Annotated in this window: 20 protein-coding genes, 2 rRNA genes and 2 other annotated features (2 of these 24 only partly in view); all 22 genes read right to left on the bottom strand. The window is 52.5% G+C overall.

The genetic code is table 11. The features are described from left to right. Positions 1 to 69 (bottom strand) — a sequence feature (ribosomal protein L10 leader region) (it extends 95 nt beyond the left edge of the window). A gap of 47 nt (positions 70 to 116) precedes the next feature. Further along, a complete protein-coding gene (rplA, locus tag BJQ97_RS00590) occupies positions 117 to 818 on the bottom strand; it encodes a 50S ribosomal protein L1 (protein WP_012820483.1) in 702 nt (233 codons plus the stop codon). Between the two features lie 179 nt (positions 819 to 997). Continuing rightward, complete coding sequence (gene rplK, locus BJQ97_RS00585; protein ID WP_011229608.1) at positions 998 to 1,423, bottom strand: 50S ribosomal protein L11; 426 nt, start codon at positions 1,421 to 1,423, stop codon at positions 998 to 1,000. 237 nt (positions 1,424 to 1,660) lie between these two features. Further along, positions 1,661 to 2,194: a transcription termination/antitermination protein NusG gene (nusG, locus tag BJQ97_RS00580; RefSeq protein WP_012820482.1), complete on the bottom strand. Its 534-nt coding sequence runs from the start codon at positions 2,192 to 2,194 to the stop codon at positions 1,661 to 1,663. Positions 2,195 to 2,306: 112 nt separating this feature from the next. Further along, positions 2,307 to 2,489, bottom strand: a complete 183-nt coding sequence (gene secE / locus BJQ97_RS00575; protein WP_012820481.1) for a preprotein translocase subunit SecE — start codon at positions 2,487 to 2,489, stop codon at positions 2,307 to 2,309. 40 nt (positions 2,490 to 2,529) lie between these two features. Then, positions 2,530 to 2,679, bottom strand: a complete 150-nt coding sequence (rpmG, locus tag BJQ97_RS00570; protein ID WP_160155143.1) for a 50S ribosomal protein L33 — start codon at positions 2,677 to 2,679, stop codon at positions 2,530 to 2,532. A gap of 92 nt (positions 2,680 to 2,771) precedes the next feature. Continuing rightward, positions 2,772 to 3,455 carry an RNA polymerase sporulation sigma factor SigH gene (gene sigH, locus BJQ97_RS00565; protein WP_201451643.1) on the bottom strand — a complete coding sequence of 228 codons (684 nt, stop codon included), beginning with the start codon at positions 3,453 to 3,455 and terminating at the stop codon, positions 2,772 to 2,774. A 36-nt stretch (positions 3,456 to 3,491) separates the two neighbouring features. Next, positions 3,492 to 4,004, bottom strand: a complete 513-nt coding sequence (locus tag BJQ97_RS00560) for an NYN domain-containing protein (RefSeq protein ID WP_160155141.1) — start codon at positions 4,002 to 4,004, stop codon at positions 3,492 to 3,494. A gap of 3 nt (positions 4,005 to 4,007) precedes the next feature. Beyond that, positions 4,008 to 4,745 (bottom strand): 23S rRNA (guanosine(2251)-2'-O)-methyltransferase RlmB, encoded by a 738-nt coding sequence (rlmB, locus tag BJQ97_RS00555; protein ID WP_201451715.1) that lies wholly within the window; start codon positions 4,743 to 4,745, stop codon positions 4,008 to 4,010. Continuing rightward, complete coding sequence (locus BJQ97_RS00550) at positions 4,745 to 5,170, bottom strand: Mini-ribonuclease 3 (RefSeq protein WP_160155139.1); 426 nt, start codon at positions 5,168 to 5,170, stop codon at positions 4,745 to 4,747. The genes rlmB and BJQ97_RS00550 overlap by 1 nt, the downstream gene beginning before the upstream one ends. A gap of 6 nt (positions 5,171 to 5,176) precedes the next feature. Continuing rightward, complete coding sequence (gene cysS / locus BJQ97_RS00545) at positions 5,177 to 6,577, bottom strand: cysteine--tRNA ligase (RefSeq protein WP_160155138.1); 1,401 nt, start codon at positions 6,575 to 6,577, stop codon at positions 5,177 to 5,179. Beyond that, positions 6,555 to 7,292 carry a serine O-acetyltransferase gene (cysE, locus tag BJQ97_RS00540; protein ID WP_074043608.1) on the bottom strand — a complete coding sequence of 246 codons (738 nt, stop codon included), beginning with the start codon at positions 7,290 to 7,292 and terminating at the stop codon, positions 6,555 to 6,557. The genes cysS and cysE overlap by 23 nt, the downstream gene beginning before the upstream one ends. Further along, positions 7,290 to 7,525, bottom strand: a binding site (T-box leader). Its footprint overlaps the gene before it by 3 nt. A 72-nt stretch (positions 7,526 to 7,597) precedes the next feature. Then, positions 7,598 to 9,070 carry a glutamate--tRNA ligase gene (gene gltX, locus BJQ97_RS00535; protein WP_160157506.1) on the bottom strand — a complete coding sequence of 491 codons (1,473 nt, stop codon included), beginning with the start codon at positions 9,068 to 9,070 and terminating at the stop codon, positions 7,598 to 7,600. Positions 9,071 to 9,271: 201 nt separating this feature from the next. Next, positions 9,272 to 9,748: a 2-C-methyl-D-erythritol 2,4-cyclodiphosphate synthase gene (gene ispF / locus BJQ97_RS00530; protein ID WP_160155137.1), complete on the bottom strand. Its 477-nt coding sequence runs from the start codon at positions 9,746 to 9,748 to the stop codon at positions 9,272 to 9,274. A gap of 14 nt (positions 9,749 to 9,762) precedes the next feature. Further along, positions 9,763 to 10,449, bottom strand: a complete 687-nt coding sequence (ispD, locus tag BJQ97_RS00525) for a 2-C-methyl-D-erythritol 4-phosphate cytidylyltransferase (RefSeq protein WP_160155136.1) — start codon at positions 10,447 to 10,449, stop codon at positions 9,763 to 9,765. A gap of 21 nt (positions 10,450 to 10,470) precedes the next feature. Then, positions 10,471 to 11,565 carry a PIN/TRAM domain-containing protein gene (locus BJQ97_RS00520; protein ID WP_160155135.1) on the bottom strand — a complete coding sequence of 365 codons (1,095 nt, stop codon included), beginning with the start codon at positions 11,563 to 11,565 and terminating at the stop codon, positions 10,471 to 10,473. Positions 11,566 to 12,067: 502 nt separating this feature from the next. Then, positions 12,068 to 13,441: a DNA repair protein RadA gene (gene radA, locus BJQ97_RS00515; protein ID WP_160155134.1), complete on the bottom strand. Its 1,374-nt coding sequence runs from the start codon at positions 13,439 to 13,441 to the stop codon at positions 12,068 to 12,070. 76 nt (positions 13,442 to 13,517) lie between these two features. Continuing rightward, positions 13,518 to 15,950, bottom strand: a complete 2,433-nt coding sequence (gene clpC, locus BJQ97_RS00510; RefSeq protein WP_011229593.1) for an ATP-dependent protease ATP-binding subunit ClpC — start codon at positions 15,948 to 15,950, stop codon at positions 13,518 to 13,520. Further along, positions 15,947 to 17,038, bottom strand: a complete 1,092-nt coding sequence (gene mcsB, locus BJQ97_RS00505; protein ID WP_160155133.1) for a protein-arginine kinase McsB — start codon at positions 17,036 to 17,038, stop codon at positions 15,947 to 15,949. Before mcsB ends, clpC begins: the two co-directional genes overlap by 4 nt. A 5-nt stretch (positions 17,039 to 17,043) precedes the next feature. Next, on the bottom strand, positions 17,044 to 17,592 hold the full coding sequence (mcsA, locus tag BJQ97_RS00500; protein ID WP_160155132.1) for a protein-arginine kinase activator protein McsA: 549 nt from the start codon (positions 17,590 to 17,592) through the stop codon (positions 17,044 to 17,046). Positions 17,593 to 17,607: 15 nt separating this feature from the next. Further along, the gene (ctsR, locus tag BJQ97_RS00495) at positions 17,608 to 18,069 is read right to left on the bottom strand and encodes a transcriptional regulator CtsR (protein ID WP_160155131.1); all 462 of its coding nucleotides are present in this window, start codon (positions 18,067 to 18,069) and stop codon (positions 17,608 to 17,610) included. A 265-nt stretch (positions 18,070 to 18,334) separates the two neighbouring features. After that, positions 18,335 to 18,451: ribosomal RNA gene (gene rrf / locus BJQ97_RS00490) — 5S ribosomal RNA — on the bottom strand. A 276-nt stretch (positions 18,452 to 18,727) separates the two neighbouring features. Beyond that, positions 18,728 to 20,765: ribosomal RNA gene (locus BJQ97_RS00485) — 23S ribosomal RNA — on the bottom strand; it runs 892 nt beyond the window's last position.

Below are 20,765 nucleotides of genomic sequence, written 5' to 3'. Positions count from 1 at the left end.
CACATACCTCGGTAGGAAATTAAGCCTCAAACAGGCACCTACTGTCTACGGTACAAATGATATTCATTTGTTCAGCCAAATGGCATTTTAACAGACGGATAAACAAAAGTCAACGGTCATTGTGCAACAGCAACCGTGGACGGGTCAACCTTGATGCCAGGGCCCATTGTCGACGTAATCGTGACGTTTTTCACGTACGTCCCTTTTGCCGCCGCGGGTTTGGCTTTCAAAATTGCTTCATAAACGGCTGCGAAGTTTTCAGCCAATTTCTCGTTGTCAAACGACACTTTGCCGATCGGAACATGGATGTTGCCCGCTTTGTCGACGCGGTATTCCACTTTACCAGCCTTGATTTCTTGCACTGCTTTTGCTACGTCAAACGTGACTGTTCCGGTTTTCGGGTTTGGCATCAACCCTTTCGGCCCTAAAATGCGGCCGAGTTTCCCGACTTCACCCATCATGTCCGGCGTAGCAACAACGACATCAAAGTCAAACCAACCTTGCTGGATTTTGTTGATATATTCTGTATCGCCGACATAGTCAGCGCCAGCCGCTTCTGCTTCTTTCGCTTTTTCCCCTTTCGCGAACACCAACACGCGCGCCACTTTCCCTGTGCCGTGCGGCAGGACGACGGCGCCGCGAATTTGTTGGTCCGCTTTTTTCGGGTCGACGCCCAAACGGAACGCCACTTCCACCGTAGCATCGAATTTCGCGATGTTCGTTTTTTTCACGAGCTCGATTGCTTCAGCAATCGGGTATGCCTTGGAGCGGTCGACGAGCTTCAATGCTTCTAAGTATTTCTTTCCTCTTTTCGGCATGTGAAAAATCCTCCTCGATTGTGGTTTTAGCGGAAAAACCTCCCACATTGAACGTTCTTCGCTTCTTTCGAAAACGAAGAAGCGGACGTGCCCATTCATCGGGCCCGTCTTGCTGTTTTTGTTCATGGAGAGAGAGGTTGCCCAATGACGCAACCTCCCCTACAAACGACGCACCGGCTTTAGTCTTCAATCACAATGCCCATGCTGCGGGCCGTGCCTTCGATCATGCGCATGGCCGCCTCAATGCTCGCCGCATTCAAATCCGGCATTTTCAGCTCAGCGATCTCACGCACTTTGTCGCGTTTAATTGTCGCCACTTTGTTGCGGTTCGGTTCGCCGGAGCCCGATTCAATGCCCGCCGCTTTTTTCAGCAATACAGCGGCTGGCGGCGTTTTCGTGATGAATGTAAATGAACGGTCCTCAAAAACCGTAATTTCAACCGGAATGATCAACCCTGCCTGGTCCGCCGTGCGAGCATTAAACTCTTTGCAAAACGCCATAATATTGACACCGGCTTGACCCAACGCAGGACCTACTGGCGGCGCCGGATTCGCTTTCCCTGCAGGAATTTGCAGTTTGACGACCTTGATTACTTTTTTCGCCACGAGACACACCTCCTTAAGTCCGTGATGTGGTATTAGGGATTGCCCCTCCCACTCATCCGGCTCCGGTCTACTGAGCCGTTTTCCTAATCTCCCGTTCAGTTGAGAGGATCAGCGTAAAAACAAAACGGCTCCCTTATACAAAAGTGTATAAGTTCACCGCCATATGTCTCCGTTTAAGAGACATACTGACTTTAAAATAGTATCACTTTTCCCTATCAATTGCAAGTTCTTTATCCATTAGATTTTTTCTATTTGCGAAAACTCAAGCTCCACCCGTGTTTCGCGCCCAAACATATCGACAAGCAGCTTCACTTTATGTTTATCAGGGTCAATCGCTTCAATTTTCCCTGTAAAGTTCGCAAACGGACCTTCTTTGATCCGCACCGTTTCATTTACTTCATAGTCCACGTCAACCTCGGCAAGCGGCATGCCCATCCGCTTCAAGATCATTTTCACTTCTTCCTCCATAAGCGGCGTCGGTTTCGAACCAGCTCCGCTTGAGCCGACAAATCCCGTGACGCCCGGCGTGTTGCGCACCACATACCATGAATCATCCGTCATGACCATCTCAACGAGCACATAGCCAGGGAACACTTTCTTTTTCGTCGTTTTCCGTTTTCCGTTTTTGACGTCCGTTTCCGTCTCTTCCGGAACGACAACGCGAAAAATTTTATCTTGCATTCCCATCGATTCCACGCGTTTTTCCAAATTGGCTTTCACTTTGTTTTCATATCCCGAATATGTATGGACAACATACCAGTTTTTCTCCATCAACAAGCCTCCCCAGGGCGGTTTTCGTTTTGTTTTTTGCGCAAAACAAAAACCCGTTGCCGGGTTCCATACGCGCACGATTATCTTTCATTATAACATATCCTTCGCCCGCTTATTCAAACACGAGGCGAATCAACTCAGAAATGCCGAGGTCCACAACGGCAAAAAAGACGGTGAAAAACGCCACCGTGGCCAACACGACCGCCGTGTAGTTCACCAACTCCTTCCGGTTTGGCCAACTCACTTTTTTCAGCTCGCGTACGACTTCTTTTAAAAAGTTGATTACTCGCTGCATCACTCGAACCTCCATCATCGTTCAAAACTATCTCCACCGTCTATTTCGTTTCACGATGGATCGTATGTTTGTTGCATGTTGAGCAAAACTTGTTGGCCATAAGGCGCTCACCAAGGAGACGTATTTGTTTTGTTGCCGTATAGTTTCGGCTCCCGCACTGCGCGCAAGCCAGCGTCACTTTTTGGCGCATCAACATTCCACCGTTCCTGCGAGATGTCCATAAAAATTTATCATATTCGCTGTTTCGCTGTCAATGACATCTTTTGATGCGACGTTGCGATGCTATAAACTGATCTCGCGGTATTCCAAATATTTCTCGAGCTTCCTCTTGACGCGTTGCAACGCGTTGTCGATCGACTTGACATGGCGGTTCAGCTCTTCGGAAATTTCCTGGTATGAGCGTCCATCCAAATACAAAGCGAGCACTTTCCGCTCGAGGTCGCTGAGCAGTTCCGCCATCTTTAGTTCAATATCATCGACTTCCTCGCGGTTGACAATCAATTGTTCCGGGTCCGTCACCTGCGTGCCGGACAACACATCCATCAACGTCCGGTCAGATTCATCGTCATAAATTGGCTTATCCAAGGAAACGTAAGAGTTGAGCGGAATATGCTTTTGGCGGGTCGCCGTTTTAATCGCGGTAATCATTTGCCTTGTGATGCAAAGTTCTGCAAACGCTTTAAATGAAGAAAGCTTGTCCCCCTTAAAATCACGCACGGCCTTATACAGACCGATCATTCCTTCCTGCACGATATCTTCCCGATCAGCTCCGACTAAAAAATAAGAGCGAGCTTTGGCGCGCACAAAGTTTTGATATTTATGGATTAAAAAATCAAGTGCTTCCCCATCCCCTTCGTGAACGAGCGCAACAAGCCGCTCATCGTCCAGCTGATGATAATCTTTCTCTTTCATCGCTTTCAAGCATTCCCCCACGCTGATCCCCCCGACCGCATCAATCGCTAACATGTATTATACAGGACAAATTTTTACAGCGTCAACCGCTCATTTTTCTCCTCTTCGCCATTTTTCAAAAATTTCAGCAATTCTATCATTTAGCGGGACTTTGGAGATCGGAGTGCGCTGCCGCATCGCTTTTACTTTTTGGGAAATGTCACGCTCAACCGCCTCGACTTCATCCAATAGCTCGCGCGCCGACTTGCGCAGGGCGCCTTGGCCGAACACCGTCCATTGTTCGGTGTAGTCGGAGGTAGCGACATACACTTTTGTGCGCGCATTCATCAATGTTTTCGCCAATCGTTCAATTCGCTCGTCGGCCGTCTCATGTTCCTTTGTAAAAATGACGTCGACGTCGTAATGTTTATACTTTTTCTCGTTTCCTTGCACGAGGTGGGCATCGAATACGATCACGACATGGTCCCCCGTGAATCCTTTGTAGTCAGCCATTTTTTCAATCAATAAATCCCTTGCCGCCGCCAGATCGCCCTCTTCTTTCAGCCGGCGCAGCTCCGGCCACGCTCCGATGATGTTATAGCCGTCGACGATCAAAATGTTCATTAGCTATTCTCCCAGCGGATGCCGCTTCCGGTACACCTCGTACATGAGCAGGCTGGCGGCGACAGAGGCATTGAGCGAGGTGACATGGCCGCGCATCGGCAACCGGAACAAGAAATCGCACTTTTCAAGCACTAGGCGGCTGATCCCTTTTCCTTCGCTCCCGATTACGAGCGCCAACGGCATCGTGCCATCGAGCGAGCGGTAGTCGTCTTGAGCCGACGCATCCGTTCCAGCTACCCACACTCCGCGCTCTTTCAACTCGTCAATCGTCCGCGCCAAATTTGTCACACGCGCGACCGGGACGTGCTCAATCGCTCCGGTCGACGCCTTCGCCACCGTTTGGGTCAGCCCGACCGAACGCCGCTTCGGAATGATGAGGCCGTGCGCCCCGACCGCATCAGCGGTGCGCATGATGGCCCCTAAATTATGTGGATCCTCAAGCTCGTCCAAGATGAGAAAAAACGGCGCCTCGCCCCGCTCGGCGGCGCGAGCGAACAAGTCATCGATTTCATAGTAGCGGTAGGCCGCCGCCTGAGCGATCACCCCTTGATGAGCTCCTTCAGCCATCTGATCAAGCTTGCGCTTCGGGACATATTGGACGAGCACGCCCCGCCGCTTTGCCCATTCAAGCACAGGTTCGACGGTATGGCGCTGCGCCCCTTCAGCGATCCAAATTTTGTTGATGTCGCGCCCGGCTTTGAGCGCTTCAATGACCGGATTTTTGCCGATAATGTAGTCCATCATTCCAACGCCCTTTCTTCCCTTTCAATAATGGCAAACGAACGGCCGATCAGCTCATCAACCCGCTTTTCATTATTAACCAAAAAATGATAACCGATGAGCGCCTCAAAGGCCGTGCTATGCCGGTATGTTTGCACATCCGTATTTTTCGGGATGGTGCCTGATTTGGCATTGCGGCCGCGGCGGACGATGTCCTTTTCCTCCTCGGTCAGGACGCCCTCGTCAAGCAACGCCAAAATCACTTGCGCTTGCGCCCGCGCCGACACATAGCGCACCGCCCGCCGATGCAGCTCATGCGGCCGCACGCTGCCGCCAGCAAGCAAATAGCGTCGCACATACACCTCGTACACGGCGTCGCCAATATAGGCAAGCGCCAGTCCATTTAACTGTTTCACATTGTTGACCGTTTCAAACTCCGCCATCATCGCGTGCTATCCCCGTTTCCATCTCGTTCCTTGCGGCGTGTCTTCCAAAATAATGTTTTTCGCTCTCAACTCGTCGCGAATGCGGTCGGCCAGCGCAAAATCGCGGTTTTTCCGCGCTTCATTGCGCTTTTGGATCAACGCCTCGATTTCCTCATCTAGCAGCTCATCCTGCTTCAAGGTGAGTCCAAGTACGTCCGCCAGCTGTTCGAACTCGCGCAAAAACGCGTGAATGACCTTCTCGGATGTCGTTTTTTCCTGCAAGTACAAATTGGCCTGCTTCGCCAATTCAAACAATACGGCAATGCCGTTCGCCGTGTTAAAATCATCGTCCATTTCACGGATGAACGAGGCGCGGATGTCGGCAATGCGCGAAACCCATTCCTCGTCATTGTCCGTTAAGTTCGTGCTTGCCTGCAAGCGATGCTGCAAATTGCTGTACGCCGTCTTCAGGCGCTCGAGTCCGCGCCGCGCACTCTCAAGCAGCTCCTCGCTGTAGTTGATCGGATGCCGGTAATGCACCGACAGCATGAAAAACCGCAGCACTTGCGGGTCGATCCGCCGGATGATGTCGTGAACGAGCACGAAATTGCCAAGCGACTTCGACATTTTTTCGTTGTTAATATTTAAATACCCATTGTGCAGCCAATATTTCGCAAACGGTTTGCCGGTCAACGCCTCCGACTGGGCGATTTCGTTTTCATGGTGCGGGAACGTCAAGTCTTGACCGCCCGCATGGATGTCGATCGTATCACCTAAATATTTGCGCGCCATCGCCGAGCATTCAATATGCCAGCCCGGCCGCCCTTTCCCCCACGGGCTGTCCCAACAAATCTCTCCTTCTTTTGCTGCTTTCCAAAGGGCGAAATCGAGCGGATCATCTTTCTTCTCCCCAATTTCGATGCGCGCCCCTGCTTGCAGCTCATCGATCGATTGGTGAGACAGCTTGCCGTATTCGCGGAACTTGCGCGTCCGATAGTACACGTCGCCGTCGACTTCGTACGCATATCCTTTGTCAATGAGCGCCTGAATGAATTCGATAATTGCATCAATGTTTTCGGTCACCCGCGGATGGATGTCCGCTTTTTTGCAGCCAAGCGCCTGAATGTCTTCAAAATACGCCTCAATAAACCGCTCAGCGATCGCCGGGACGCTCTCGCCGAGCTCTCGGGCCGCTTTGATCAGCTTGTCATCGACGTCGGTAAAGTTCGATACATACGTCACATCATAGCCGCGGAACTCCAAATAGCGGCGGATCGTGTCAAAAACGATGGCGGCCCGAGCATTGCCGATGTGAATATAATTATAGACGGTCGGGCCGCACACATACATTTTCACTTTATTCGGCTCCAGCGGCTCAAACGGTTCCTTTTTTCGCGTCAGCGTATTATAAAGCCGGATGTTGCTCATACTCGTTCTTCCTTTCTTGTTGTTTCAATGCCTCAAGCTCGCTTTTCAGCCGGGCGATTTCCTCTTCAAGCTCCCGGAACCGGTCGGCGATCGGGTCGGGCAGGTCGGTATGGTTTAAATCTTTCTTCACTTTCACCCCGTCGCGCACAACGACGCGGCCCGGAATGCCAACGACGGTCGAATTGGGCGGCACGTCTTTTAACACGACCGACCCAGCGCCGATTTTCGAGTTTTCCCCGATCGTAATTGAACCAAGCACTTTCGCGCCGGCAGCGATCAAACAGTTGTCCTTGATCGTCGGGTGCCGCTTCCCTTTTTCTTTCCCTGTCCCGCCTAACGTGACCCCTTGATAGACGGTGACATTGTCGCCGATTTCGCACGTTTCACCGATCACCACGCCCATGCCGTGGTCGATGAAAAAGCGGCGGCCGATTTTGGCGCCCGGATGGATTTCAATGCCAGTGAAAAAGCGGCTGATTTGCGAAATCAAACGGGCAAGAAAGTAAAATTTCCGCTTGTAAAGCGCATGGGCGATCCGATGCGCCCAAATGGCATGCAGGCCGGAATACGTTAAAATGACTTCCAAATAGCTTCTCGCCGCCGGGTCTTGCTCAAAAATGACTTCAATATCCTCTTTTAATGTTTTAAACATGATGTCCTCCCTCCATCCCTCTAGGTTGTCTTGAATAAAAAAGCGTCCCTGTGCCGAAGACACAGAGACGCTTTTGGCGCGGTTCCACTCTGTTTAGCGAAACGGGGCGCCGTTTCGCTCACTCGATTCCGATAACGGAGATGCTCCGCTCCCCTCTACTGCAGAACGTCTCTGTTCCGGTTCGAAAGGAGGCTCCGAGGCGCACTTCAGACAGCACCGAACATAAGCCGCTTCCAGCCAAGGCGGCTCTCTCTGGGATGCCGATGCTTCCTACTTCTCCTCGTCAACGCTTTTTCTTTATGCACTTGTTCCATCGAAATTTTATATTATTATACCACATCCATCATGCAAACGTGCGTAGAGGCCGCTTAAAATTTTTCTTGGAGCGCCCGCTCGAGCCGTTCGATCACTTTTTGTTTGCCGAGCAGCTGAATGGCAAACGGCAGCTCCGGTCCGTGCGTTTGCCCCGTCACCGCCGCACGGATCGGCATAAACAACTTTTTCCCTTTTTGCCCGGTCGCCTTTTGCACCGCTTTAATGGCCGCTTTAATCTCGTCCGCCGTAAACGGCTCAAGCTCACGCACGCTCTCAAGGAAGGCGGAAAGCACAGCCGGCACCTGTTCTTCAGCCAGCACTTGACGCGCCTCGTCCTCGTAGTCGATTTCTTCTTTAAAGAACAGCTCAGACAGCGGGACGATCTCCGCCCCGTAGCTCATTTGCTCTTGATACAAAGCAATTAAATCGCGCGCCCATTGCCGCTGTTCATCCGTCATATCCGCCGGGAGGCGCCCGGCTTTCACTAAATGCGGCAAGGCCAGCTCGACGAGCCGGTCAAGGTCGAGCTTTTTGATATATTGGTTGTTCATCCATGTCAGCTTTTTCGTGTCAAACATGGACGGCGACTTCGAGAGCCGCGAAACATCGAATATGCGGATGAGTTCATCCTTCGAAAAAATTTCTTCTTCCCCTTCCGGCGACCAGCCGAGCAAGGCGAAAAAGTTGAACATCGCTTCCGGCAAATAGCCGAGCTCTTTGTATTGCGACACAAATTGAATGATCGACTCGTCGCGCTTAGACAGCTTTTTCCGCTGCTCGTTGACGATCAACGTCAAGTGCGCGAACTGCGGAGGCTCCCAGCCGAAATACTCGTATACCATGAGCTGCTTCGGCGTATTGGACAAATGTTCCTCACCGCGGAACACATGGCTGATCTCCATTAAATGGTCGTCGATGACAACAGCAAAATTGTATGTCGGAATGCCATTCGCCTTCACAATCACCCAATCGCCGCCGACATCTTTCGATTCAAACACCACTTTGCCGCGCACTAAATCGTAAAACTCGTACGTTTTCCCTTCCGGAACCTTAAGACGGATCGTATACGGCTTCCCTTGCGCCTCAAGCTCCGCGACTTGCTCCGGCGTCAAGCGGCGGCATTTGCCGCTATACTGCGGAGCGGCGATGCCAGCCGCTCGCTGCTCCTCCCGCTCGCGCTCAAGCTCTTCCGGCGTGCAAAAACATTTGTACGCATGCCCTTTCTCAAGCAATTCATTCACATATTTCCGGTAAATATCGAGCCGCTCCGTTTGTCGGTACGGCCCGTAGCCGCCATCTTTATCAATCGATTCGTCATAATCGATGCCGAGCCATTTTAAATTTTCAAGCTGCGACTTTTCGCCGCCTTCGACGTTCCGTTCAATATCCGTATCCTCGATGCGGACAATCATCTTTCCGCCGTGATGGCGGGCAAACAAATAGTTAAACAGCGCTGTCCGCGCCCCGCCGATATGCAAATGGCCGGTTGGGCTCGGCGCATAGCGTACGCGCACCTCTTTTGCCATCATCCAAACCCTCCACTTTCATCAAAACTTGTGCTTATTATTGTATCGTTTATCGCAGCAAAGTTCAAAACAGACAGCTCTCGCCTAGACCGCACCACGCCGCCGACGCCCCCCTTTACACCTCCTAGCCAGGACGGTGAGCAAAGCGCTTATGTATTAAGGAACGAGGGCTCCCAAATGATGTTGCCAAAGGCCGCTCCATTAGCTTTTTTGCAGCAAGACAACCGCCTGAGCGGCAATGCCTTCCCCCCGCCCAGTAAATCCAAGCTTCTCCGTCGTCGTTGCCTTCACATTGACTTGCGATCGCTCGGCTTCCAGCAGCCGAGCGATCACCGCCCTCATTTCTTCAATATACGGCGCCATCTTCGGCTTTTGTGCGATGATCGTGCAGTCGGCGTTCACGAGCCTATACCCTTCCTGCCGGACGAGCGCCCATACGTGCGCCAACAGCTCAGCCGAGTCGGCATCTTGAAAGCGTGGATCTGTGTCGGGAAAATGCCGCCCGATATCGCCGGCGCCGATCGCCCCAAGGCAGGCGTCGGCCACCGCATGAAGCAGCACGTCGGCATCGGAGTGGCCGAGCAGCCCCTTTTCATACGGAATGGTGACGCCGCCAATGATCAGCGGACGCCCTTCAACAAGCTGATGAACGTCAAACCCTTGTCCAATGCGAAACATCTCTCCACCCCCATCTATTCGGCCATGCCGCTTGCCAAAATCGCCTCAGCAAACAAAAGGTCCTCCGGCGTCGTCAGCTTAATGTTGCGATAATCCCCTTCTATGATCTTCACCGGCTTGCCGATTCGCTCCACAAGGCTGGCGTCATCCGTGCCGAGATAGCCAGCCTGTTTCGCCGCTTCATGCGCTTCCATGATCAAAGACAGACGAAAAGCTTGTGGCGTCTGCACCGCCCACAAGCTGGAACGATCCATCGTCTGTTCGACAAACAAACCGTCTACTTTTTTGATCGTATCTTTCACCCGCACCGCCGGGATCGCCGCCCCGTATTGAATGGCAGCGTCCGCCAGCTCGTGCAAATGACGGACGCGGACAAACGGGCGGGCGCCGTCATGGATGAGAATAATCTCCTCCCCCGCGAGCGCCTGCAATCCGTTATAGACGCTATGCTGCCGCTCCTCGCCGCCGTCGGTAAGCGCGGCGACTTTTCGAATGTGAAAGCGGGCGAGCAGCTGCTCAAATCGGCTTCGCTCGGCTGGGTTGACGACGAGCACGATGCGTGTGCAACGCTCATCGCGCTCAAACACGTTCAGCGTCCGAACGATGAGCGGCTCACCGCCAAGCTCAAGGAATTGCTTGTTCATGCCGGCGTTCATCCGCTTTCCTCGCCCGGCCGCCAAGACAATCGCTTCGTAATTCATTGGCCGTTTCCCCTATTCGTTTTACAACGCTTTTTGTAGCAGTTTCAATTTGGCAAAAATCATTCTCCCTGCAGATGTTTGTAACACGCTGGTGACTAAAACGTCAACCCGTTTGCCGATATATTCTTTGCCATCTTCGACGACGATCATCGTCCCGTCGTCCAAATAGGCCACGCCTTGGTTATGCTCCTTCCCATCTTTAATGACGTGTACGTTCAGCTCCTCGCCCGGCAAGACGATCGGCTTGACGGCATTCGCTAAATCATTGATATTGAGAACGCGCACGTTTTGCAGCTCACACACTTTGTTTAAGTTGAAATCGTTCGTCACGACAACTCCTTGCAACTGCTTCGCCAGCTTGACGAGTTTGCTGTCGACTTCCTGGACGTCGCTGAAATCCGCTTCATGGATTTCCACTTTCATCGCCATTTCTTTTTGGATGCGGTTCAAAATATCCAAGCCACGGCGGCCGCGGTTCCGCTTCAACACATCGGACGAATCGGCGATATGCTGCAATTCTTCGAGCACAAACCGCGGAATGACGAGCGGCCCTTCCAAAAACCCGGTTTGGCAAATGTCTGCGATCCGCCCGTCGATGATGACGCTCGTATCCAAAATTTTCACAGCACCGCCCTTTGACGATTCGTTTTCCGCTTCTCCGCCTTTTTTCTTCGCCATGCGGTTGGACAAGGAAAATAGGTTCATCAACTCATTCCGTTTCTTTAAACCGACGCGAAACCCTAAGTAGCCGAGCAATACCGTCAAAAAAATCGGCAACACCGTATTCAATACTTGAATGTGAAACGACTGCAACGGCATGACAACGAAAAACGCGATAATAAGACCGAAAATCAGCCCGAGACTGCCAAACAGCACGTCGGCGGCCGGCGCCTTCACGAGTGTTTCCTCCACCCAGCGAATCATGTCGACCACATAATCGACAAGCCAAAACGTCAACAAAAAGAAAACGACTGCCCCCAGCACCGCCAGCGTATAAGAATTATGCAGAAGCGGCATGCCGCTCACATTCATCAGCTTAAGCAAGTCAGGAAAAAACATGGCGCCTAACGTTCCGCCCACGGCGAGGAAAAATAATTGCACAATGCGTTTGACCATCAGCCCATCTTCACCTCCCTATTTAACATTATAAACAGTTTCCAATGTTTGAAACCAATTGGAAGGCAATTTTTAAGCGTTTTTGAACATTCGTCATCTGCTTGTAACAATAAGCGGCACCCGCTCGCTCAATCGCTGAAGCCGCTTCGAATCCCCCTGTTATGTTTTACGTACATGGACGTCAAAAGGTTCTGTTCTTTGATGACACGATTGATGCCCGAGATCAAATGGGTGAACGTTCTACCCTACACTCACGCTTAGAAGGTGAAGGAATTTTCAGTTAGAAATGATCAAAAATCAAGAGAGCCGACGAAAAACAACTGTTTCCCCTTACTGATGGGGACCATGGAAAAAGAGAAACAGATGTTGCAAAGTTTCTCAAATTGAGAAATATTGTGGAGGAGTTTCATATTGAGTTCCATCACCTGCGTTCAAGAGACACGCGTTTTTTCATGCCTCATGCCCGCCGCATCCCTTGAACGCAAAAGCGGGTGAAAAACGTTTAAATTATTGTATGCTCAAGCGCCTCGGCCACATGCGAAACACCGATCACATGAACGCCTTTTGGCGGCTGCCAGCCCGTTAAATTGTTTTTTGGCACAATGACACGGGAAAAGCCTAGCTTCATCGCCTCTTGCACACGCTGTTCGATGCGCGAGACGCGGCGCACCTCTCCCGTTAAACCGACTTCGCCGATAATGACATCCGTCGGATTCGTCGGCCGATCGCGAAAGCTCGAAGCGATGCTGACCGCGACCGCCAAGTCAATTGCCGGCTCATCAAGCTTCACGCCGCCCGCCACTTTCAAATAAGCATCTTGGTTTTGCAACAGCAACCCAACTCGCTTTTCGAGTACGGCCATCAACAGCGACACACGGTTATGGTCAAGGCCCGTCGCCATCCGCCTCGGGTTGCCGAAACTTGTCGGTGAAACAAGCGCCTGGATTTCCACGAGCACCGGCCGCGTCCCTTCCATCGCCGCCACGACCGTCGAGCCAGCCGCCCCGCGCGACCGCTCTTCCAAAAACACTTCCGATGGATTTCCCACTTCTTTTAGCCCGATGTCGCGCATCTCAAAAATGCCGATTTCGTTCGTTGAGCCAAAGCGGTTTTTCACAGCGCGCAAAATGCGGTACGTATGGTGGCGCTCTCCTTCAAAATAGAGGACGGTGTCCACCATGTGCTCGAGTAGGCGCGGTCCGGCGATCGCCCCTTCTTTCGTCACATGGCCGACGATAAAAATAGAAATGCCTTTCGTTTTTGCTAGCTTCATTAACTCGGCCGTGCATTCGCGCACTTGGGCGACGCTGCCCGGCGCGGAGGAGATGTCCGTACGGTACATCGTCTGAATCGAATCGATGATGACACAAGCGGGTTGAACCGTTTCGACCGATGCCACAATGTATTCCAAATCTGCTTCCGCCAACACATACAGCTGATCGCACTCTGCATGGAGACGCTCAGCGCGCAGCTTTACTTGTTTGACCGATTCCTCACCGGAGACATACAGCACTCTATGCCCAAGAGCGGCGAGCTGCGCCGATGTTTGCAAAAGCAGCGTCGATTTGCCAATGCCGGGATCGCCGCCAATCAAAATGAGTGAACCTTTGACAATTCCGCCCCCCAACACGCGGTTGAGCTCCGCGCTGTTCGTTGCGATGCGCGGCTCTTGCACCGCCTCCACGGCTGTAATCGGGACTGGTTTGACCGAACCCGCCTGCTCCGAATGAAGAAATGCGCCGCGCACATTCGATTTCTCCCGCTCCATTTCCTCAACAAACGAATTCCATGTTTGGCATCCCGGACAGCGTCCAAGCCATTTGGCCGACTCATATCCACACTCTTGGCAAACGAACTTCGTTTTCTTCTTCGCCATCGATCTTAACCCCTTCTGTAAAGTTTTCCAATAAAAAAAGGCATGGGCAGGAAGCTGCCGCATACCTTTTCTTCTCTCACACGACCGCCTGTTTCGACAATACGACAAACTCCCCGTCTTTGACATCCACGACGACTTTTTGCCCTTTGGCGATCGTGCCTTTTAACAATTCTTCGGACAAACGATCTTCAACATGCTTTTGCAAGGCGCGGCGCAGCGGGCGGGCACCGTATTCTGGATCGAACCCTTCGGCGGCGATTTTCTCAATGGCGGCCTCCGTCAATTCAAGATCAATGTCTTGCTCTTTCAGCCGCTTAACGAGCGTATCGGCCATCAATCGAACGATTTGTTTCAGATGGTCTTTTTCGAGCGAATGGAAGACGATGATTTCGTCGATCCGGTTTAAAAACTCTGGACGGAATGCTTTTTTCAGCTCATCCATCACTTTGCTTTTCATATCTTTGTATTGCTGGTTCCCATCTTGAATGTTGAAGCCAACGTACTTATTCCGTTTCAGCGCATCGGCGCCGACGTTGGACGTCATGATAATGATCGTGTTGCGGAAGTCGACCGTCCGCCCTTTCGAGTCAGTCAGCCGCCCATCTTCCAACACTTGCAGCAAAATATTGAACACGTCCGGATGCGCTTTTTCCATCTCATCTAACAGAACAACCGAATACGGTTTGCGACGCACTTTTTCCGTCAGCTGGCCGCCTTCTTCATAACCGACATACCCCGGCGGCGACCCGATGAGCCGCGATGTCGAGTGTTTTTCCATATACTCGGACATATCGATGCGAATCAGAGCGTCTTCATCGCCAAACATCGCTTCTGCCAAGGCTCGGGCCAACTCCGTTTTCCCAACGCCGGTCGGACCAAGGAAAATGAACGAACCGATCGGGCGTTTCGGGTCTTTCAGGCCAGCACGAGCGCGGCGCACCGCTTTGGCGACCGCTTTGACCGCCTCGTCTTGGCCGACGACACGCGAATGCAAAATTTCTTCCAGCTTGAGCAGCCGCTCCGTTTCCGTCTCAGCGAGCTTCGATACTGGAATGCCGGTCCAACTCGAGACAACCGCAGCAATGTCTTCGACGGTCACTTCCAAATTTTCTTGGCCTTGTTTTTCTTTCCACGCTCGTTTCGTTTCTTCGAGTTCTTCACGCAGCCGCTGTTCCATATCGCGCAGCGACGCCGCTTTTTCAAACTCTTGGCTTTGCACAGCCGCGTCTTTTTCTTTCCGCACTTCCTCAAGCTTTTGTTCAAGTTCTTTCAATTTCGGCGGTGCGGTGAACGAACGAAGGCGCACTTTCGAGCAAGCCTCGTCGATCAAATCGATCGCCTTATCCGGCAAGAAACGGTCGGTAATGTAGCGGTCGGACAGCTTGACGGCTTGCACGATCGCCTCGTCGGAAATCGAAACGCGGTGGTGCGCTTCATACCGATCGCGCAACCCTTTCAAAATTTGGATCGATTCTTCCACTGTCGGTTCATCAACGTAAATCGGCTGAAAGCGGCGTTCAAGCGCAGCGTCTTTTTCAATATATTTCCGGTATTCATCGAGTGTTGTCGCGCCGATGCATTGAAGCTCCCCGCGCGCCAACGCCGGTTTCAAAATGTTCGACGCGTCGATCGCTCCTTCCGCCCCACCGGCGCCAATTAATGTATGCAGCTCATCGATGAACAAGATGATGTTGCCCGCTTGACGAATTTCATCCATCACTTTTTTCAGTCGGTCTTCAAATTCCCCCCGGTATTTCGTTCCGGCGACGACCGTCCCCATATCGAGCGTCATAACCCGCTTGTCGCGCAGCGTTTCCGGCACTTCGTTATTAACGATTTGTTGGGCTAATCCTTCAGCAATGGCCGTTTTCCCAACGCCCGGCTCACCGATCAACACCGGATTGTTTTTTGTCCGCCGGCTTAATACTTCAATGACGCGCTGAATTTCTTTGCTGCGGCCGATGACCGGGTCCAGCCGACCTTCGCGGGCAATCGCTGTCAAATCGCGGGCGAGGCTGTCAAGCGTCGGAGTGCTCACATGCGACGCGCCGCCGCCATGGCCTGACATCGATTCATTGCTGCCAAGCAGCTGCAACACTTGTTGGCGCGCTTTGTTCAAGCTTACCCCTAGGTTGTTCAGCACGCGGGCGGCCACCCCTTCGCCCTCGCGGATGAGGCCGAGCAAAATATGTTCTGTGCCCACATATGAATGGCCGAGCTTCCGCGCTTCGTCCATCGACAGCTCAATCACTTTTTTCGCCCGCGGTGTATAGTGGATCGTATGCGACACTTCACTGCCGCGGCCGATGAGCGATTCGACTTCTTTTTGGATTTTATCTGGGCCGAGCCCAAGCGCCATGAGCGCCTTAGCCGCGATCCCCTCGCCCTCGCGGATGAGGCCGAGCAAAATATGTTCTGTGCCGATATTGTTATGGCCGAGGCGAATGGCTTCTTCCTGCGCCAACGCCAGCACTTTTTGCGCCCGTTCCGTAAATCTGCCAAACATCATCGTTCATCACCCTCCATCTTTCTTCGATCCTCCATCTTTAAACGCTCCCGGATCAGCGCCGCACGGCGGACGTCTCGTTCTTCCGGGCGAAGCGCCCCGCCGGCATATTGCTGCAAAAATCCCGGCTGCGTCAAAATCATCAGCTCATTTAAAATGTTGCGCGAGATGTTTTTGATATATCCTAAATCAATCCCTAAACGAACATCAGACAGACATTGCGCCGCTTCTTTCGATTCAATGACGCGGCAGTTGGCCAATATACCGTATGAACGGAACACCTTGTCTTCTAATTGTATGCCTAAAGTTTTCACTAATGCCTGACGAGCTGCTCTTTCTTGGGCAATCAGTTGCTGGACGATCGTATGCAAATCAGCGACAATGTCTTCCTCTGATTTCCCAAGCGTGATCTGGTTGGAAATTTGGAAGATATTGCCCAACGCTTCGCTCCCTTCACCGTATGTTCCGCGGACAACGAGCCCCAACTGATTGATGGCAGGAATGATGCGGTTGATTTGCTGAGTCATGACAAGCGCTGGGAGATGCATCATCACCGAAGCACGCAATCCCGTCCCGACATTGGTCGGACAGCTCGTTAAATAGCCTAGTCGCTCGTCAAAGGCATAGTTGACATGCCCTTCAATCCAATCGTCCAATTCGCTCGCCGCCTCGAGCGCCTCAGCAAGCTGCAACCCCGGGAATAGGCATTGGATGCGAATATGATCCTCCTCGTTGATCATGATGCTGATTTCTTCATTTTCCGAAAGCAGACAAGCGCCAAACGGCGAATCCTCAGCTAGATGCGGACTAATTAAGTGTTTTTCTACCAATACCCGTTTTTCAATCGGCTGAAGCTCCGACATTTTCAACAACTCGAAGCGGCCTGCCCCTCCGTAAGAACGATGGGCGAACGTCCGTTCAAACAACGCGACGATTTGCATCGCTTCTTCACTGCTAAACAGCGTTGGAAAACGAAAGTCAACGATATTGCGCGCCAGTCGGATGCGGCTGCTTAAGACGATGTCCGAATCCGGCCCCTCTTGGCTCATCCACGCGCTGACCGCCGTATTGAAAAACTTCTCGAACGACATACCGCTTACATATCCTCCTCTCCGCGTCGACGCAGTTCATCCTCCAACGAGCGGATTTGGTCGCGCACCTCGGCCGCCCGCTCGAATTCCTCACGAGCGACGAGCTCCTGAAGCTTTTGTTTCAACACAGCAAGTTGCTTGCGCAAATGGAGAACGCCGCCTTTTCGCTTCGGAATTTTTCCTGAATGAGCCGTATTGCCGCTATGGAGCCGTTTCAAAATCGGCGGCAAGTAGCGGGCAAACGTCCGGTAGCAGTTAGCGCAGCCGAACCGTCCGATTTGTGTGAATTGATGGTATGTCATTTGGCACGTCTCACATTGAAGTACATCCGGGTTCGGAAACGCGTTCGCCGTCATCTCTTTCATCGGCGCCTGAAAGTTGAGAAGCCCCGCCAACAAGTTGTTGAGTGAAAAATCATCATTGCCGTAGAACGTAAACATATGGCCATGCTCTCTGGCGCATTGCTCGCAAAGATGGAACTCCGTTTTCTCTCCGTTTACAATTTTCGTAAAGTGCATCGTGGCCGGCCGCTGCTTGCATTCTTGGCAAATCAATGCCTCCCCCTCCCCCTATTTGTATTTCAGCGACGTCAGCATCGCTTTTAACATGCGGGCCCGCAGTTCGTCCCGCTCGGGCAAATCGATATATAAAACAGAACGATCCATAGCGCTTAACATAATTTTCGCTTCCCGCTCCGAAATTACCTTTTCTTCAACGAGACGTTTTACCACATCTTCCGCATTCGATTGGCTGATGCGGTGGCCGACCAGCTCGAGCAGCTGGTCAATAAGCTGTGCTTCACTCTTTGTTTTCACTTTCATAATGCGGATATACCCGCCGCCACCGCGCTTGCTTTCGACGATGTACCCTCTTTCAAGGGTAAACCTCGTATTGATGACATAGTTGACCTGCGACGGAACACATTGGAATTTATTAGCGATTTCGCTTCGTTTAATTTCAACAATATCTTGGTCGCTCATATTGAGCACTTGCTTTAAATATTGCTCAATAATGTCGGAAATGTTCGGCACTCTACCTACCACCTTCCTTACAACCAAGCTACCTGGCGATGGGCCGTCCGCTGACAAGGACACCCCATTGCCTCTTTGTTGACTTTGACTATATTTGACCTTACTCTTACTATACAATGTATTACGGAAAATTTCAAGAGTGACCGAAGAAGGAAGACTAGCTATAGAATATCCGTTTTTTTGGGACAATAAAACGTCAAGCAGCCGAATAAATGAAAAAGCACGCCTTTTCTCCCCAAGAAAGAAAAGACGTGCTTTCCATTTTGCCTAGCAGCGACCTACTCTTGCAGGGGCGCTGGCCCCAACTACCATCGGCGCTGGAGGGCTTAACTTCCGTGTTCGGGATGGGAACGGGTGTTTCCCCTCCGCCATAGCCACTAGGCAATGATCATCAACTTATGGACAATCCTTATTATATCCATCCTGTTGGATTTGTCAACAGGATGTTCATTCCTTCAAAACTAGATAACCGTCGGAAGAAGCCGCAAGCCTGCGCTTTTCGTTGTCCAGCTCCGGCTCGCCGCCGCTTTTCTTGTTGTCCAGTTCCAGCGCCTAGCTCTCTTCTGCCAAATAACCTTCCCCCTCGGGGTGCAAGCACCCCTGCGGGTGAAGAACATTTGGCATCGAGAGCTGACCGCGGCGCTTCCACTTTTCTCGTTAGGTCAAGCCCTCGATCGATTAGTATCCGTCAGCTCCACGTGTCGCCACGCTTCCACCTCGGACCTATCGACCTCGTCATCTTCGAGGGATCTTACCCGCTTCACGCGGTGGGAAATCTCATCTTGAGGGGGGCTTCACGCTTAGATGCTTTCAGCGCTTATCCCGTCCGCACATAGCTACCCAGCGGTGCCCCTGGCGGGACAACTGGTACACCAGCGGTGCGTCCATCCCGGTCCTCTCGTACTAAGGACAGCTCCTCTCAAATTTCCTCCGCCCGCGACGGATAGGGACCGAACTGTCTCACGACGTTCTGAACCCAGCTCGCGTACCGCTTTAATGGGCGAACAGCCCAACCCTTGGGACCGACTACAGCCCCAGGATGCGATGAGCCGACATCGAGGTGCCAAACCTCCCCGTCGATGTGGACTCTTGGGGGAGATCAGCCTGTTATCCCCGGGGTAGCTTTTATCCGTTGAGCGATGGCCCTTCCATGCGGAACCACCGGATCACTAAGCCCGACTTTCGTCCCTGCTCGACCTGTCCGTCTCGCAGTCAAGCTCCCTTGTGCCTTTGCACTCTCCGAATGATTTCCAACCATTCTGAGGGAACCTTTGGGCGCCTCCGTTACCTTTTGGGAGGCGACCGCCCCAGTCAAACTGCCCGCCTGACACTGTCTCCCACCCCGCTAAGGGGTGCGGGTTAGAATTTCAATACCGCCAGGGTGGTATCCCACCGCCGCCTTCACCGAAGCTGGCGCTCCGGCTTCCCAGGCTCCCACCTATCCTGTACAAGCGATACCAAAATTCCATATCAGGCTGCAGTAAAGCTCCACGGGGTCTTTCCGTCCTGTCGCGGGTAACCTGCATCTTCACAGGTAGTATAATTTCACCGGGTCTCTCGTTGAGACAGCGCCCAAGTCGTTACACCTTTCGTGCGGGTCGGAACTTACCCGACAAGGAATTTCGCTACCTTAGGACCGTTATAGTTACGGCCGCCGTTTACTGGGGCTTCGGTTCGCACCTTCGCTTCCGCTAAGCGCTCCCCTTAACCTTCCAGCACCGGGCAGGTGTCAGCCCCTATACGTCGCCTTTCGGCTTCGCAGAGACCTGTGTTTTTGATAAACAGTCGCTTGGGCCTTTTCACTGCGGCTCTTCCAGGCTCTTCACCCGAAAGAGCACCCCTTCTCCCGAAGTTACGGGGTCATTTTGCCGAGTTCCTTAACGAGAGTTCTCCCGCGCGCCTTAGGATTCTCTCCTCGCCTACCTGTGTCGGTTTGCGGTACGGGCACCTCTTCCCTCGCTAGAGGCTTTTCTTGGCAGTGTGGAATCAGGGACTTCCGGAATGCTCCGTCGCCGTCACCGCTTGGCCTTAGCGACCCGCGGATTTGCCTGCGGATCAGCCTCACGGCTTGGACAGGCTCTTCCAGCCGCCTGCTCGCCCTATCCTCCTGCGTCCCCCCATCGCTCAAACGGGAAGAAGGTGGTACAGGAATCTCCACCTGTTGTCCATCACCTACGCCTTTCGGCCTCGGCTTAGGTCCCGACTAACCCTGAGCGGACGAACCTTCCTCAGGAACCCTTAGGCTTTCGGCGCAGAGGATTCTCACCTCTGTTTTCGCTACTCATACCGGCATTCTCACTTCTAAGCGCTCCACCAGTCCTTCCGGTCTGGCTTCTCTGCCCTTAGAACGCTCCCCTACCGATGACCAACGGTCATCCCGCAGCTTCGGCGGCACGTTTAGCCCCGGTACATTTTCGGCGCAGAGCCACTCGACCAGTGAGCTATTACGCACTCTTTAAATGGTGGCTGCTTCTAAGCCAACATCCTGGTTGTCTTTGCAACTCCACATCCTTTTCCACTGAACGTGCACTTCGGGGCCTTAGCTGGCGGTCTGGGCTGTTCCCCTCTCGACCACGGATCTTATCACTCGCAGTCTGACTCCCGGGCATAAGTCGTTGGCATTCGGAGTTTGACTGGGTTCGGTAACCCGGTTTGGGCCCCTAGCCCAATCAGTGCTCTACCTCCAACACTCTTAA

The sequence above is a fragment of the Geobacillus sp. TFV-3 genome (assembly GCF_009901865.1).
GTDB lineage: Bacteria > Bacillota > Bacilli > Bacillales > Anoxybacillaceae > Geobacillus > Geobacillus thermoleovorans_A.
This window is presented reverse-complemented; position numbering and strand designations above follow the sequence as displayed.